The organism is Microbacterium wangchenii (assembly GCF_004564355.1).
GTDB classification, from domain to species: Bacteria; Actinomycetota; Actinomycetes; order Actinomycetales; family Microbacteriaceae; genus Microbacterium; species Microbacterium wangchenii.
The window spans coordinates 3,306,534-3,322,384 of the sequence record NZ_CP038266.1 but is presented as its reverse complement, the minus strand read 5'-3'; the positions used below and the strand labels follow the sequence as shown (position 1 = coordinate 3,322,384).

Annotated in this window: 15 protein-coding genes; 3 read left to right on the top strand and 12 right to left on the bottom strand. The window is 66.5% G+C overall.

The genetic code is table 11. From position 1 onward, the window contains the following. Nucleotides 1–19 precede the first annotated feature (19 nt). Complete coding sequence (locus E4K62_RS19075; protein ID WP_135069333.1) at nucleotides 20–445, bottom strand: HIT family protein; 426 nt, start codon at nucleotides 443–445, stop codon at nucleotides 20–22. 200 nt (nucleotides 446–645) lie between these two features. Between E4K62_RS19075 and E4K62_RS16150 the strand changes: the two genes are divergently transcribed. Next, nucleotides 646–1,092, top strand: a complete 447-nt coding sequence (locus E4K62_RS16150; protein WP_135069330.1) for a hypothetical protein — start codon at nucleotides 646–648, stop codon at nucleotides 1,090–1,092. A 66-nt stretch (nucleotides 1,093–1,158) separates the two neighbouring features. After that, the gene (locus E4K62_RS16145) at nucleotides 1,159–1,722 is read left to right on the top strand and encodes a hypothetical protein (protein WP_135069328.1); all 564 of its coding nucleotides are present in this window, start codon (nucleotides 1,159–1,161) and stop codon (nucleotides 1,720–1,722) included. 53 nt (nucleotides 1,723–1,775) lie between these two features. Here E4K62_RS16145 and E4K62_RS16140 read toward each other — a convergent pair whose 3' ends face one another. Both E4K62_RS16140 and E4K62_RS16135 read right to left on the bottom strand, forming a co-directional pair. After that, entirely contained in the window at nucleotides 1,776–2,378 is a 603-nt protein-coding gene (locus E4K62_RS16140; protein ID WP_240742729.1) for a class I SAM-dependent methyltransferase, read from the bottom strand. 49 nt (nucleotides 2,379–2,427) lie between these two features. Next, entirely contained in the window at nucleotides 2,428–3,066 is a 639-nt protein-coding gene (locus E4K62_RS16135) for a hypothetical protein (RefSeq protein ID WP_135069325.1), read from the bottom strand. A 439-nt stretch (nucleotides 3,067–3,505) separates the two neighbouring features. On the opposite strand from E4K62_RS16135, the gene E4K62_RS16130 reads away from it, so the two are divergent. Then, on the top strand, nucleotides 3,506–6,403 hold the full coding sequence (locus E4K62_RS16130) for an AAA family ATPase (protein ID WP_240742728.1): 2,898 nt from the start codon (nucleotides 3,506–3,508) through the stop codon (nucleotides 6,401–6,403). 70 nt (nucleotides 6,404–6,473) lie between these two features. Here the strand turns inward: E4K62_RS16130 and E4K62_RS16125 are convergent, their stop codons facing one another. From E4K62_RS16125 to E4K62_RS16085, 9 genes are all read right to left on the bottom strand, one after another. Continuing rightward, nucleotides 6,474–6,926, bottom strand: a complete 453-nt coding sequence (locus tag E4K62_RS16125; protein WP_135069319.1) for a single-stranded DNA-binding protein — start codon at nucleotides 6,924–6,926, stop codon at nucleotides 6,474–6,476. A 35-nt stretch (nucleotides 6,927–6,961) separates the two neighbouring features. Further along, entirely contained in the window at nucleotides 6,962–7,438 is a 477-nt protein-coding gene (locus E4K62_RS16120) for a hypothetical protein (RefSeq protein ID WP_135069316.1), read from the bottom strand. Continuing rightward, nucleotides 7,435–7,827, bottom strand: a complete 393-nt coding sequence (locus E4K62_RS16115; protein WP_135069313.1) for a hypothetical protein — start codon at nucleotides 7,825–7,827, stop codon at nucleotides 7,435–7,437. The genes E4K62_RS16120 and E4K62_RS16115 overlap by 4 nt, the downstream gene beginning before the upstream one ends. Then, on the bottom strand, nucleotides 7,824–9,527 hold the full coding sequence (locus E4K62_RS16110; RefSeq protein WP_240742727.1) for a type IV secretory system conjugative DNA transfer family protein: 1,704 nt from the start codon (nucleotides 9,525–9,527) through the stop codon (nucleotides 7,824–7,826). Before E4K62_RS16110 ends, E4K62_RS16115 begins: the two co-directional genes overlap by 4 nt. A 139-nt stretch (nucleotides 9,528–9,666) precedes the next feature. Continuing rightward, nucleotides 9,667–10,932 carry a MinD/ParA family ATP-binding protein gene (locus E4K62_RS16105; protein WP_135069307.1) on the bottom strand — a complete coding sequence of 422 codons (1,266 nt, stop codon included), beginning with the start codon at nucleotides 10,930–10,932 and terminating at the stop codon, nucleotides 9,667–9,669. Continuing rightward, a complete protein-coding gene (locus E4K62_RS16100; protein ID WP_135069303.1) occupies nucleotides 10,929–12,530 on the bottom strand; it encodes a hypothetical protein in 1,602 nt (533 codons plus the stop codon). The genes E4K62_RS16105 and E4K62_RS16100 overlap by 4 nt, the downstream gene beginning before the upstream one ends. Then, nucleotides 12,530–14,020, bottom strand: coding sequence for an SCO6880 family protein (locus tag E4K62_RS16095; protein WP_338036958.1), 1,491 nt, complete (start codon nucleotides 14,018–14,020; stop codon nucleotides 12,530–12,532). Before E4K62_RS16095 ends, E4K62_RS16100 begins: the two co-directional genes overlap by 1 nt. Continuing rightward, nucleotides 14,020–15,534: a TrbL/VirB6 family protein gene (locus E4K62_RS16090; protein WP_135069297.1), complete on the bottom strand. Its 1,515-nt coding sequence runs from the start codon at nucleotides 15,532–15,534 to the stop codon at nucleotides 14,020–14,022. Before E4K62_RS16090 ends, E4K62_RS16095 begins: the two co-directional genes overlap by 1 nt. After that, entirely contained in the window at nucleotides 15,534–15,833 is a 300-nt protein-coding gene (locus tag E4K62_RS16085; RefSeq protein ID WP_135069295.1) for a hypothetical protein, read from the bottom strand. The genes E4K62_RS16090 and E4K62_RS16085 overlap by 1 nt, the downstream gene beginning before the upstream one ends. Between the last annotated feature and the right edge of the window lie 18 nt (nucleotides 15,834–15,851).

The window sequence follows — 15,851 nt, the reverse complement described above, 5'->3', positions numbered from 1 at the left end:
TCGCCGCAAGCCCGGTCGCTCAGCGTACGGCTCGGAGCGCGGAACGGATCACGGTGTGCGGGCGGTCGACCGAGGGATGGGCTGACCTCTCCTTTGGCCAGAAGTCAGCGTTGTCGTCGGCCCAACACGGTACGACGTGGAAGTGCAGGTGCGGGACAGTCCCGCCGGAGTCCGGACCGCTCGCCTGTATTAGGAACGTTCCCGTGCTGCGGAGCTCGGTTCGCATGGCCGCCGCGACCCGTCGAACCAGGTGCATGACGGCGGCGAGTTCGGACTCGCTTGGACCGAACAGCCCTTCACGATGATTCCGGGGGATGACGAGGGTGTGACCTGGTGCAAGGAGGTCCTCCCGAAGGGGTTCGAATGCGACGGCGTGCTCCTCGATCGCAACCCAGTTCGCGGAGTCTTCTCGGATGAGGTGGCAGAAGATGCAGTCCGACTCCATGACCCGAACCTAGTCTCCCGATAGGTGACCTATGCAGAAGCACCGACGTTCGGCCTCAAGCCGGTCCCTTGCCGCACTCAGAGCGGTGCGAAGACGTGCTCAAGGTTCGCCATGCGCTGTCACTCAACCGCAGGGCTGCCCGACCGGTCTCAGGCGGCCGACGCCGATAGTCTGCTTGCACATCCACCGGGGGAGGCGACATGCAGATCATCTTCCAGAAGTCCACAGGCAAGCCGCTGAGGCGAGCGACAGAGAACGACGCGCGCGCGGTTGCGGCCACGTTAAGGAAGCAGTACGGCGAGCTGGAGTTCACGGACGTTCGGGACACGGCGCTTGGCGAGATGGAGTACGAGAAGCGGTATCGACTCGAGGATGTCATCGACCTCGATCGGACTTACTGCTCCGAATGCGGCCGGGGTTCGGTGGAGCGGCCGGCATCGGAGATGATCGCGATTCGCCATCGATCCGCGCAGACGACCGCCGGCGCTTGGAACTTCTACTGCCCTGAGCACTCTTCACCCAACCAGTGGGGATCATCGGGCGCGCGCTCGAGGGCGCCTCACCGCGAAGCCCTCTGCAGTAGTTGCTTCACATTGGCGCCGGTCGGCACGGAGTGTGCCGTCTGTGGGGAGTTGGTCAACGAATAGCTCAGCGGCCCACATGCCGGTCCAGCAACGCTCGGAGTTCGACCCGGTTCGCAGATAATGGGGCCGATGTTCCTTGAAGCGAGGCGGGCGGTCGCGGGCGCTGTGCTCGTCGGCGCGCTGATGGCGTGCGCGGGATGCGCTCCCTCACCAATCGATTCCTCGCTATGGTTGCAGCTCGATCGCCAGGAGAACGTGGTCTACGAAGTCATCGGCGATCCGGTTCTCGCTCCCTCCGGTCCGAAGAGCTTCATGGACTCGCTCGGCAGTGTCGCGGTCTACTGGGACGGCGCATCGAGCCCCGACTTCATCGACCCTGCCGTCGGCGCGACGGTGTTCTACAACGTGTCGGAACGTCCCGATGAGTTCAGCGACCCGGTCTTGGAGTTTGACGTGTTGGTGACGTCCGGGCACCGCCCGGACGGCAGCTCCGGCTCGAGCGGATGGTTTTCGCCGTCGCCGTCGTCCGTCTACACCTGCTACCGACTATCGGTAACTTTCGTGGCTGACACCGTGTGGAATCACTCTCGCTCCCGTGACTCTGGAGAGGACAGACTCGTTTGCCCGCAGGAGCTGGTGGACGCTCTGGGCAGCGGCGCCCAGTACCGAGAGCCATGGGAGTTCGACGGATGACACTCGAGCTCTCGCCGCCGGGCAGCCGATCATTCAAGGGTCCTTGATCGGTACTAAAGCCGGCGCGCGATGATCGCAGCGTGCGGCTTCGGCGACGACGCAAGCGATCCAGTTCGCGTGTGGGTCTCGAGGATCTCGAAGCCCGCGTCGACGAGGCGGCCGCGTAGGGCTTCGGAGGGCCAGCGGAATGCCCTGACGACGGCATGATCGAACTCTTCGATCGTCCCACCGAGGAAGAATCCGACCAGCAAGCTGCCGCCGGGGCGAAGGGCTCGCGCGAACTCCGCCAACGGCCGGGCGATGTTGTCGGGATCGTGGTGGATGAGTGAATACCAGGCGAGCACTCCTCCAAACTCGGCGTTCGGGTACGGCATCGCGTCGATGTCGCCGACCTCGAACGGCGTCCCGGGATGAACCCTGCGGGCGTGATCGATGAAGGATGGGACCTGGTCGATGCCGCGAGCGTCGACCCCTGCCGCTGCGAGATGCCCTGTCCAGTGTCCGGGCCCGCAGCCGGCGTCGAGCACGATCCCGTCGCATTGCCTCGCCCAGGAGGTGATCAGATGCACGTCCGCGTGGTGCATCGCCGCCATCGAACCGAGTAGCTCGCTGTACTCGGCTGCTCTACGCGAGTAGGCGCTCACCACGTCAGACACGGCTCGACACTATCCGGACGGCCTTGCGAACTCGTCCCTAAGCCCGTCGCTATTCGAGAGGTTCAGCAGGCGAGGCAACCCTGACTTCCATCGCCGCCGATACATCGGGATCCTCATCGCTGTTCAGCAGCGACACGACGTCACTTGGAAGTTCACGCTCCGCGGCGAGGTACCACCGTTGCAGCGGCGACCCCGTCCGAGCTATCCGACGCGCCAGCTCCGGATCCGGCGCCAAGCCTTCCGAAGGAGCATCGCTCCGCTCGATCGCCAGCTGCATAACCGCCGACACCATGACGTCGCCGCGACGACGAGCCGTCGTGGCGTTGAGCGAGACGACTACGCTGCCCCCTGACCACATAGTCCAGTCCGGGTCCACCGCGGAACGTTCAAGGGTGCCCGCGGCTCCAGCATCGAGCTCATCGCGCACCCGCTCTGCAGTGCCCACCACCGCCTCGTCTGAACCGTTCACGAAAATCGACACGTTTGGTGCGTGGCCAGAGGAGACAACAACCCACTCGGGATGAGCTTTGAGTCGCCACAAACCAGCCTCCGTCGAGCGAACCCAGCCCGCGGTCTCTAAACCCGCAGCCAGCGAGTCGACATTCGACAGCAGATCACGAGCGATAGCTTCACGAACGACCTCGATCACTCCGTCTGGCGCATCAGCCGCACCGGCAACATCGAGCATCTGCACTCCCAACGACGCTTCCACCGTACGTCGTTGCCTCAGTGATCGGCAGGCGTCCGTCGCGCGCTAATCCTTACTGTTACCGTTTGAGGGTCCTCGCGCGTGCAGTCCCCCTGGCGGGGAGATCGCCCTCAACGCCGCACGGCCAGCGCACGTATGACCCGCGCGCACGAATGCCCGATGAACGAGCGCCAACTACGACCCACGACGTCGGCTCACGCCCACGCCCAGGCAATCCCAACAGCCTGCCAGCTGAGCAAACCAACAACGATGCACGCAGGCACTTTCTGTGTAAGCACTCGTAAGTTAGACAGACGCGGCGTACGCTGAGCCTATGCGTGGAGGCCTCGAACGCTGGAAGCGGGGGGTCGAATCGGCCGGGGTTCGACAGGCGATGGCGTACGCCTTCAAGGGAAACTGCGACTCGCACCTTCGGAGCGTGACCGGAGTCGAGGCGCTGGCGAAGTACGCAGACGGCGACACGGCGCAAGTCACGCGCTACACCGTTGAGTGCGGTCTGATCGCGACAGATGGGCTGGGCGCGGAAGAACTCCGGCGGTGGGTGGACGGTCACGACCCGCACACGGATGCTCCGCGCGGTCGTGAACTGAGGTCCCCGCGGGCGGACCTCATCCTCGACGGAACGATTAATGCCCCGAAGACCTACAGCATCGCTGCGCTGATCAACGATGATCTCGCGGCGGAGTTCGAGGCTCTTCAGGACCGCCTTCGCAACCGAATCATCACGACGTGGCAACGCGAGCTCAACGCAAGACGTGGCGCCGGCGGCAGCATCCGCGAGGGCTTGCATCGCATCGAGGTCGTCGAGCTGCAGCACCGCAGGTCGCGGGCACTCGATCCGCACATCCATAGACACCTATGGCTGAACGTCAAGGTGCTCGGCGAGGACGGCAAATGGTCGAACGTCGACTCCCGGGTCGCGATGAGACTTCACACGTTGATCAACGCGGAGGGCGAACTGGCTGCGCGATCGGACCCGTCTTGGGTTCAGGCCCTCGCGCGCAACGGGTACACGCTCGACAGCGACGGGGAGATCGGGGAGCTCGCATCGGCGGTGCGGCCAATGTCGCGGCGCTCGAATCAGATCGAAGCGAACCGCGCGAAGCTGCTGCTCGTTTGGCGATCGGGGCATCCAGGTCAGGAGCCAGACCATGACGTGCTTCAGCACATCGACCGGCTGGCGTGGGCGAAGAATCGCCCGAACAAGCCTGGTGTCGTCGATGAAAAGGAGTGGGAAGAGCTCATTCGCGATGAACTGCGCGAGATCGACCCCAGTCTGCTGGCCAGACGGCCGCTGGCACGAGTGAGGGCGACGGCGATCGGGAGCGTTGATCGTGACATCCTCGCGGCTCGGGCCATCGTCGATGCCGACTCTCGCTCCACCGGTTGCGGCGGGAGATTCAGCAGCTTCGACCTGCGAGCTGGCGTGACTCGGGCTGTGGCGGGAACTGGAATCGTGGCCGATCGCGAAAATCTGCAGGAACTTATTGAGGACGTCGTTGCGCGAAGCCTCGCTCACACTGTCGACTTGCTCGATCAGGAAGGCGATCGTCCTGGTCACATCAAGGGCTACATGGCTTCCGCCACGGCGGGACTGAAGCTCGAGCTCGCCCAACGGTTCGACCTGCTCACGTATGCCGGTGAGGCGATCGGTCACGAGGTCATCGTTGAGGTCTCACGAGAGACCCTGCCTAGGGACGTCGTTCTCGACCCAGGACAGGCGAATGCTGCGGCCTCGATCGCCGGCACAGACAGACTTGTGTCGGTGATCGGGCCGGCGGGCGCCGGGAAGACGACGATGCTGCGCGTCGTGCGCAGCGCTCTGGAGAACCAGGGGCGCCAGCTCGTCGTCGTCGCGCCGACGAAGAAGGCGGCGTCGGTCGCGGCGCGTGAGATCGGCGCGACCGCGCTGAGTCTGCACGCCCTGCTCGCGGACCACGGCTGGCGGTGGGGGCGCGACGAAGCGGGCGGCGAGGTGTGGACACGACTGCGGGTCGGCGAGCGAGACCGCCGCACCGGCGTCGTGTTCGAAGGTCCGCGCCGATTCGTGTTGCGCCCCGGTGATCGAGTCGTGGTCGACGAAGCCGGCATGGTGGACCTGCACACGGCCAGGGCGCTCGCTGCGGTCGCGGCTGAGACGGGAGCGGGGATCGCAATGGTGGGCGACCCTCTGCAGGCCATGCCGGTTGGGCATGCGGGTGCCATGGCGTGTCTGACGCGCAGGGCGACCGCCGTCGTCGAGTTGACTGCCGTGCATCGGTTCCGCGACGCGGGCTACGCCGAGCTGACGCTGCGTATGCGCGAGCCGAGCACCCACGACGAGGCACTCGGGGTCGCCGCACAACTCGACGAACGAGGGTCGATCCACCGAGTGACGGATGCTGAGCAAGCGCGTGAGGTGATGGTCGAGGCCTACTTTCGCTGGGCGGCTCGCGGACGAATCGCTCTCGTCACCGGCACGAACGAGGAAGCGGACGCGATCAACGAGGCCATCCAGGAGCGTCGAGTGGAGATGCGCCAGCTCAACGCGGAACGCCTGGCAATCGGCCAGGGGGAACAGCGACTGCTCGAAGGTGACGTGGTGCAGACCCGACGCAACGACCGGGACGCGAACGTCGAGAACCGCGCTTTGTGGATCATCCGGCGGATCACGCCATCGGACATCGAGCTAAGCGCTCTGGGAGACAGCGGAGACCATCGGCGGGTGTCGCTCGAGTACGCGGCCGCCCATATGCACCTCGCCTACGCGTCGACGGTCCACGGAATCCAAGGAGAGACGACGGATGCGTCGGTCGTCGGGCCGGGGGTGGATGCGTCTGGCTTGTACGTCGGAATGACGCGAGGTCGCACCCACAACAAGGCGATCGCGATCGCGAGAACGCCCGCCGTGGCGCGGGATCAGGTCGCGGCGAGCATGATGCGGGGAACTCCGGAGGTGAGCATCGACGACTCAGCGCGCGCGGCCAGAGCCGAATCGGCCCGAGCTGCCCGTGAGGTTGTTCCTCCCGCATCTCCGCTTGAGCCGCAGCGTCAGTGGCTCGAGAACGCAGAGCGAGCGCTGGCGGATATCGACCAGCGGTTGGCTGACTCGAGCGCCAACGCGCACGCGCGTGCGATCGCAGTGGACTCCCCGAGTGAACTCGGCGACGTGAGGGCGCGTCTCCTGATTCGCTACGACTTAGTCACGCGTGAATACGAAGCGGCCATCGGGAGCACAGGGGAAGCAGCAAGGGGCACGCGACTGGGCCGCCGCAGTGGGGTTCGTGACGTGCGGGTCGTCAGCCGCGCGGATTCCGAGAGCGCACTCGGGCGCTGATCGTCGGACAGCGCGAAAAGAGCGGCGTGGGAGTACCATCACTCCCACGCCGCTCTCCTGTTGCGATGGGTCAGTGAGCGATCCCGACGCCGGTGGACGAGACCGGCTCGGCTGCCGGCCCCGACGGCGCTCTGCGCGCGGCGGGGCCGTTAGCTTTTGGGGTGCGCTCGACGGCGACAGAGGCGTACCGAAGAGACGCGCCGACATTGTCCGCAACGATGTCACGGGTCTCGCGGCTCTGCCCAGTGTCCTTGTCGGTATAGGTGCCGAAGCGGAGGTCGCCGGCGACGATGACCGTGTCGCCCTTGCGGAGCGACGACGCCACGTTGCGGGCCTGCTGGTTGAACACGACCACGCGGTGGAACACCGTGCCGGCGTCCTCCCAGCGTCCTGTCGTGTCGTTGAGGCGGCGGTCGTTGACGGCGACACTGAATCGGGCGTACTCGTTGCCCGACTCGCTCGCGCCGTACTCGGGGTCGCCGGTGAGGTTGCCCTCGATGGTGACCGGGATTCTGGTTGTCATTCTCTCTTCCTTCCATTGATGAGGCACCGGGTGCCTCAGTCAGCGTGGGTCTGGTCGATCCACGCGTCCCATTCCGCCTCGTCGGTCTCGCCGGCCCACGATCGCGGCTTCAGTTCGTAGTGACCGCTGGTGCACCCAGAGCCGGCATGTTGAAGGCGAGACTGTGCGTGCGTGAGGCGTTCGTGCCATTCCAGCGGCCCATAGCCGGAGTCGTTCTTGTCGAACGACGCCTGATGGAAGACGTGCAGCGCGGAGAGCTCCTCGACGAGCGCGCCGTGCTTCCACCAACACGACGGCACGACGCTCACGGGCACGCCGTAGCGCACCGTGAACCACTCGACCCATCTCCGGAGCGCGGTCCACGCGGCGCGCGCCTCGTCCGCCGAGAGGCTCCGCCAATCGACGGGCGGCACCCCTGTCGGCTCGGTCGGACGAGTGAGGATTGGTGGCCCAGACAGTTGTGCCGCCATCAGGGCGCCGATTTCTTCCGGGGTTCGTTCTCGCTCGTTCATGTCGTGTCCCGAGGTTCTGCGAAACATTTCCGAAGAATGCTCAGTGCAATTGCCGACGCGATCCTGCGACCGCGATGGTGGGAGAGCACTCGGTCGCGGTCGATGAGCTGGTGGAGCATACCGTGGCAATACGGATGGAGCGGCACGAGGTCGTCGTGGCGTTCGAAGGCGCGCCATGAGCCGTGGACGAACCGCACCCCGCTGTAGTCGAGGTGGTGCAGCTCGAGCTGTTCGCGCGCGGCCGGCCACCCGCATCCGGCGCACGCGAGTGAGCGGCTCAGCCGTTCCTGCTTGCGGAACCACCTCGCGCGTCGGGCGAACCACGCGGGCGACGACAGGAACTCCGATCGGTAGGTGTTCAGCGCTCCTGGCTTGCGGCGGTTGCTCATTCCTCCTTCACCGCCTCGGACTCTGACTCCGACCGCGGCGGGGCGACGGGAGCTTGGGTCGGTCGACGGGCCTCGGTGAACACGATTTGCTGGTCCCGTTCTGTCGCGCGTTTGCCGGCCTGAATCTCGTGCGCGTCGCGTCGCGCATCCCAACCAGCAAGGTCGAGCAGAACGCCGCGACGATTCCGGTAAGCGAGCAGGCCGAGGTTCTGCGGCATGCGGCGGATCTCGTCCACTGACATCAGAGGCAACCGCTCGTGCTGCTCGCTCGTCGAGTGACCGGATTCGCGCGTGGACCACGAACGCTGGGTCCGCTTGGTCTGACGCGATCCGAGCAGAGCCTCGACGTCGCGCAGGTGATTCACGTGCGACGCGCCGCCCAGGAGAACCTTCGCAGTCGCGGCTGCCCAGATGGTGTCGGCCTCGGCGCGCGACCACGAGGTCTCGGCCTGGGACAGCGCCTGGAGCACCACGAACGTGCAGATGCCCCGCCCGCCGCCGTCGGCCATGATTCGGGGCATGTTCGCCCACCGGAACATGTTCGCGATCTCGTCGAGGATCAGCCCTAGCGGATGCTGGAGTCTCGAGCCCGGGGAGGCGAGAGCCTGCATACGAGCAACCTCCACGATGTCGTCGAGGAGTGCGCCGAGGAAACCGCCCATGGCTGACGCCCCCGACGCCGACCCCACGAGGTAGAGCGTGTTTGCATCCGCGAGGAACTCCAGCGGGTCGAAGGCCGGCGCTCCTGGCCGCGGCGTCAGCGCTTCGCGGATCTTCGGCACAGCGAGCGGAGCGACCGCCCCCTGGACGCCGAACCAGATCGACGACACCAGCTTGTCATCGCCCGCGAGCGTGGCCTCGAGGTTGTCGCCCCAGCCCGGTGCGCCATCGGCTCGCAGGATCGACACCGCGGACTTCCGTGCGAGCACGGGACTCGTTCCCCAGTTGTAGAGGTCGTCAATCGGGCGACCGCCCACGGCAGCCGCGTGCAGGAGCCGACCGAGCACGACGCCAGAGGCTTGAGCCCACTCACCGTTCGTGGCCGACGATCCGAGGGCGGTGCCGGTGATGATCGCGTTACCACGTTGCATGGCAACCAGCGGGTCCTCGCAGCCCGCGATGGGGGAGACGCGGAGCGGATGCCGCACGCCGGAGAGCCCTTGCGGGTCGAAGACGTGCACCTTTCCGCGTCGTTCGCGCATCCGCAACGTCGCGGTGAGGTTGTCGTTGGTCGTCGATGTTGTGATCAACGGCCCAGACCAGTCGAGGATCGCGGAGATCAACACGCGGTATCCCTTGCCCGACCGTGGAGGTCCCTCGAGCGCCACCGAGTCCTCGATAGAGACGAAGACGTCGGTAGCTCGCGACCGGCCGACGCGCCACCCCACGTCGGTCGGCCTTGGGTGCGCGATGTCGGGCCGGAGTTGACGCGCACGCCGCAGGACAGCCCTGCCCGAGAGGTGCCGGCGGATCTCGGATGCTTCGGCGAACCCTGCGCGAGAGCGGAGATCGGCGACGAACGCCTTGTCCGAGTGCTTGTAACGCCGATAGGCGACGAGTCCGGTGAGCATGAGGGCGAGGACGAGGATCGCGGCAACCGCGTCGACGATCCGGATACCCGCCACCGGCAACGCGCATCCGTCCGGCGCTGAATAGGCGGCCGCGTCACCCGCGAGCGCCAGCCAAAGCCCGGAGAACATGCTGTCTGCCTGCGGCCGTGCACCGCAGGCGAGTATGGTGATCGACTCCGCCAGGAACCCGAACGCGAGACTCAGAACCACGGCGATAGCGACGACGATTGCAGTGATCCGGCCGAACGCCGCACCCATGGTCGACCTCTCACAGCCCCCGCGCCGCTGCTGCCGCGACACGGATCCAGGCGTCGCGCGTGGGGCCGCGCAGGTTGTCCAGGCGAAGCGGGCCTGACTTGAGTGCCGGGTCGAACGGGATGCGCTCCACGGCGCGCACGTGGCCTGAGAACCCGTCGGCGATGCGGGCCGCGTCCCGCGGGTTCGGTTCGGCCTCCGTGATCACGACGACCGCGTTTTCAGCGAGCCCTCGCGACCGCTCGTCTCGCTCGCGGAGAGCATCCAGCAGGAGCGCGGCCGACTCTGCCGATTCTGGGATCGCGAGAGTGGGCAGGACGAGCTGGTCCGCAGAGTCGACCATTCGAAGCCATCGCTCCGCCGACTCGTCGTTGCCGGAGTCGAAGATAACGACGCGGTAATACCGGGCGGCGACCCGCATCAATAGATCGAACTCGGCCGTCAGGATGCGTTGGTGCACGGCGAGGAGTTCGGGGTTCGAGCGCAGCACGTCGTATCGATCGACGGACTGGTGGTGCACGAATCGGGCGATGTCCGAGATGCCCGCGCTGGGTGCAAGGAGATCGGGCGCGGCAGACAGCAGGTCTTTGATCGTCGTGTCGTATCTGCCTGCCTCGGTGCGCCAGCCGAGTGTGCCGCGCGTGTCATTGTTGTCCCACGCGAGCACGTTCCCGCCGCCATAGCGGCCGAACACTGCGGCGAGCATGGCCGTGCTCATCGTCTTACCGACGCCGCCCTTGCCGTTCGCGACGGCGATCGCGCGACATCCTGGCCACTGTTGCGAGACCTCGCGTTCGTTCGCGCGTCGCTCGAGCGCGGTGGGGGAAGGTCCAAGTCCGAGCCGCGCGAAGAGTCCTCGCCATCCCATCGCTTTCGCTCCGGTCGCCGAGTCGGTGCCGATGAACGACGGGCGAGAGAGAGGCTCCGGAGCGCGGCGATTGCGAAGCGGCTCGTGCCCCGGAGCTTCGGTGCTCACCTCCCTTCCCTCTTGCGATGAGCCCGGGTCGGCCAGGTCTTCGGTAGACGCCGGCGCCGCAGCGGCCGCGATCGTGCCGTCCGCGGCGATCAGGAGGTGATGCTCTCCACGGTCACCGGTCGTGATGAGCTGGACGGGGACGCCAGCTCGCCGGGCTTCAGTCGCTGCGCGTTGCACGATCGTCTGCCGGATGTCGTCGTTCGGCGATGCCGCGAGCGGCTCGACCAGTCCGTCCGGCGTTGTGAACACAGCAGTGGCGCCGGCGACCGTGGCGTGCGCGCGCGGCGTGGTTTCGACACTCATAGCGGTGTCTCCTTCGATGTCGGTGACAACCAGCCGTCCAGACTGTCGTCGGTCGGGTAGCGGTCTGGCCACAACCGGTCGAGCTCTCCCGCGTCGACGAGTTGGAGTGTGCGGTCGTCTACAGCGGCTTGGAGAGCGCTGTCAGTTGCGAAGAGGTCGTACTCCCACGCGGTGGACGTCGCGAAGCAGTCCACGGCGTATGCGTACTGCCCGACGTAGGCCAGGAAGACGCCCATGCGCAGCCTGCGCGCGTCTTCGACGTGGCTCGCCGGGAGGTTCAGGCGCTCGCGGAGGGCCGCTGCCTCTTGGTGGTTGGTGCGGAAGATGAACTTGTTCTCGATGTCGCCCACGATCGAGTACGCGAGGTTGCGTTCCTTCGAGTCGGCGTCGCCCACGGCATCCAGGTCGCCCATCTTGTGCAGGATCACGATGTTGCTGATGCCGTAGTGCCGCGACAGTTTGAGCCACTGCTGGAACATCTGCAGCGCGGCGAGCGACGTCATGTCCCGCCATCCCTCTTCGCGGATCAGATAGCGCGTGCGCTTGGCTGACCGGTCGGAGACGACCGCCTGGATCCACGCGGTCGTGCACACCTGGGTGAGCTGGGCGACGAGCTCGCTGCGTGAGAAGAGCTCGCTCGTGTCTACGACGACGATCGACGCATCCGCGTCGAATGCGACCGTCGACTCCTCCTCGAAGAGCCCAGACAGGTCGCCCTCTACGAATCGGTGCAGGACGAAGCGCGGCTGCACTGCGCCGTCGGCCAGGCGGAAGTCGGTTCCGGCGTCCTCGATGATCGCGCCGAGCTGCTCGTAGACGCTGCGTAGCGTCGGACGGTCGGAAGTGAGGCGGATGCTGCGCTCAAGCGCTTCATGAATCGCGGCGTGCTCCACGGCGGTGAGCCGAGTGGCGCCGAGCGCCATCTCCACCAGCGACACGAGCGTCGTAATCCGGCGCTGGCGGACCATCTTCTCGTGCTGCTCGTCGTCCGCATCTCCGCGACGAGGTCCGCGGTCCAGAGGGTTCAGGCGCGCGGTGTTACCGCCGCCGATGCGGATGACGACGCCACCCGGAACCGCCTCAGCAACCGTCACCCACTCGCCTTTCGGATCGGAAGGAACGACGGCCTGGTGGCCGAAGGCCAGCGAGCGCGTGACGAGCGTCTTGACCGTGGCGGACTTGCCGGCACGGTATGAGCCGAGCACGAGCACGTTGGTTGAGAACGTGCCGCGGTCGGTCTGATCGGCGTACGCCTCCCACGGTGAGAAGTGCCAGAGTGCGTCGGCGTTGAGATCGACTCCCAGGATCGGACCGCGATGCCCGAGGCCGGCATCCGCGACGAAGGGGTAGATCCCTGCAATCTGTCTTGAGGTCGCCTGGTGGGCCGGGACGTTGGGGCGGGCAAGGTTCCAGTAGCCGTGCTCGGTGAGCCCGGGGCCGAACGGGCCGGGAACGGCGGCTTCAGGGAGCGCGCGGTCTCGCCGACGGGTCTTCCTCGGACGCTCGTCGCGTTCGGCCCGTGCGACCTCCTGGCGCAATTGTCGCTTCTCGCGCTTGGTGAGAGTACCGGCCTCGAAGATGGCGACACGGCGGACCATCACTTCATCCCCAGCCCGATGGGGAGGACATTGACCATGAGGGCCTCGGCCTGCTGGCAATAGAGGATCTGCGGCTCCATACCTGCCCGCGCGAGGGCGTTGCGCATGCCGGCGATCGCCTCGTCGAGCTTCTCCTCGTCGGGTGCACTGACGGTGAGGTACGCGCCGTAGCGGAACTCCCCGTGCCCGGCGACGATCTCCTCCTCCTGGCGTTCGAGTGCATCCCAATCGGCGGCATCTGCTGCCGAGCCGTCAACGCCCCGCTTCGCGCGTAGACGTTCGTTGCCACGCCACACCTTCTTGTCGTCCTCAATGCGGCGCATCGCCTTCTTCACGGAGACGGGGGTGAGGACTATCGACAGGATGTGGGTGATCGCCTCGCCCGTAGACGGCATCCGCGCGAACACGATCGGCTCGACGAAGCCGACCGCGGTGTCTGAGCGCGGCCACTCGTGGATCCACATGGTGGTGTGCACACCGGAGTCGGTGTAGACGATGCCGTTCTTGCCGCGGGGCTCTTCCATGTACATGGGGCCGATTGCGATGGGGTCGACGCCGATGCGGGTCGCGTCGCGGTTCTGCACGTTGGCGGCGGACTCGGGATCAAACCCCACGCGCGAAAGCGCCGCGACGTCGCGAGCTGTGAGCCACCGTCGCACGCTGATTCGCGCCGCGCTCAGCGCATCCGCGAGGTTGCGTGCCTCCAGGTAAGCGAGGGCCTTCACGGCATCCGCCCCACCGCCGAGCGCCTTCAGTTGCGGACCGAGCGCGATGAGGTCCAGCGTGAAGGTGAGGTAGTTGCGGTGCGACACGGCGAACGGTTCGGACTTGTCCATGACCTCGTCGTAGTTCCTTGCAAGCGGCGAATCGGTGTCCAGCCCGCGGCGACGGGCGACAGATTCGTAGTGGTCGCGGGCCGCCCGGATGGTGGTGGGGATGGTGCGTTCTTGAAGCACGGCTCGTTTGATGCCCGGGCGCTGCGTGAAGGATGCGAGAACGGGTGACCACTGCTGTGCGAGGTCGTAGCGCTCGGGGACGTCCTTCATCAGGAACCCCTGCACTTCCACCTCTGCCGTGAGAGATGCCGAACGATCGTGGGGGTTGTAGACGCACGCGACGTCCTCGACCTGCCAGATCTGGACCGATGCCCGGATTCCGGGGAGGTTGAGCGTTCCGGCGAGCTGCACATGTTCCGGTCGGAAGATCTGCTTGGTCGCTCCGCTGGCGTGGCGTACCTGCTTCATGAACCAAAGCGCGGCCTGGCGGGGTGCGGACTCACCGTGCACGGTGACGAAAGCGAACACGCCAACCGGGAGATAGATCGGCGCGCCGTAGAGAAGCCCCGGCGGACCGAAGCGGTTGACGCTGATGAGCACGACGATTCCTGCCGCGGTGAGGCACGTCAATTGCCACGCATCCATGCCCATCACAACGCCTTGCTGTGACCGGCGGGGTAGTCGCACGGGGCGGGCCAGGTCCGGAGTCGTCATCATGCTGTCCTCTCGGTGCGGGATCGGGGTGGGCCGCCGGCACTCGGTTGCGCGCCCCGCGCGTCGCGCGGGGACGTCGCCGGTGAGCTGGAGCTTGGCGGCTGTGACGAGGGCGGAGGCGACGACGAGGACCCGGCAGGAGCGGGAGCAGGCGAACTGGGCGCACGTGAGGGGGTCGCCGCAGAACGGGCGGGTCCTGCGGGGCGGCGTGATGCTCCGCCTTTCGCGCTGCTGGCGGTCGCGCTGGATGATCCCGGACGGGGTGCACGTGAGGCAGCGCCAGCCGGCGAAGCGGTGATCCGGCTGGGGATGCGCGACGCCGCTCGAGCTGCACCCGAGGCGGCACGCCCCGCATGGGACCCGACGCTCGAGCCGACCGCGTCCGCGGCGACAGCGCCCACAAAGCTGAAGAGCCCGAACACTGCGAACGGTGCGAAGGCGACGAGTGCCAGCCCGATCAGCAAGGGCCACGACTGCGGATCCCAGATCGTCTTTATGCCGGCGAGGCCGTTGATGATGAGGGTGACGAACCCGACCGTCAGGGGGCCGGTGAGCAACAACACAACGACCGCGGAAACATACCGAACGACCCACTGTGGGCCGACGGCGCGGGCGGGGTACAGCATCCATGCGATCGGGGCCACCGCGATCAGCGCCGCCAGGACGATGTTGCGGAAAGCGAACACCAGCATGAGCAGGAGCATGCCGAGCATCAACAAGCCGTGGATGACGAATGCGAAGAAGTAGTTCGCTTGTCCGCCAGCCCACATCACCGATTGCAGGGTCGCAAAGAGGCCGCCGGCGCCGTCGCGGTTCAAGACATACCAGGTGAGGTCATCGACGGCGTTGAGCAGGTGCCCCGTGGCCCACAGCGTGATCGCCGTGGCCGGCACCGCGATGAAGCTGCGCACCAGGGCGCCGACGAGCTCGGCGCGATCCCCCGAGACGATCGCGGCAGCGAGCGCCCACACCATGGCGCCGAAGAGGACAGCGAGGATCGCCCACTGCCAGAACGACCACTCGTCCGTCGCGGCGGTCCACAGAAGTGACGAGGTGTCGAAGCGCATGTTCTGTGCCACGGCGAACATCATCGAGGTTGCCGAGAGCGCCAAGCCGCGGCCCGCATTCTCGAACGTGACGCAGACGACGTCGCCAAGGGAACATCCGTACTCGACCAGGAGGGGCTTGCCGCCGCTCGTCTTGATGGCCGATATGTGCGACTCGTCGGTCGTGCACACGGTCGCCTTCGCTCCGCCGACAAGGACGTTAATGAAGCACTGCTGCGGCTTGACGTCGGCCGTGTTCTGCGGCGTGCACGTGACTTGCGAGTCGACGCGGGAGCAGTCGACGGGATACGCGGGGGAGGACCATGGCTCGCCACTGACAGATGCCGCGTTCGCTGCGGCGGGCGCGACATCGACGGACGACCCGGCGGCGCTCGCCGGGGTCAGCGCGGCGAGGACCAGGCCGAGCCCGACCGCCGCGCCCACCAGCAGCGACCGCAGGGTTCCCATCAGAACCCGAAGTCGAAGTTGACGAACCATTGGAACAGACCGCTCGCGGCGCCGAGCACGGCGGCGGCGATGAAGATCCAGAGGATGTTCTCGCCCGCCCAGGTACGCATGCGGTCCGAGGCGAGGCCGCGGAATGCCAGCGATGCCCCGGCGATGATCAGCATGATCAGAACCACGATCATCGCGCCCGCAAGGATGTATGAGGCGATGACTTGAAATCCAGCGAAGAAGGGCGCCGAGAAGTCCGGCTCGACGTTGGGGATGTCGACGTCGCTCGGCGCTATGAGTACGTATCGCATAGTTTTCTCCTTCGGTGC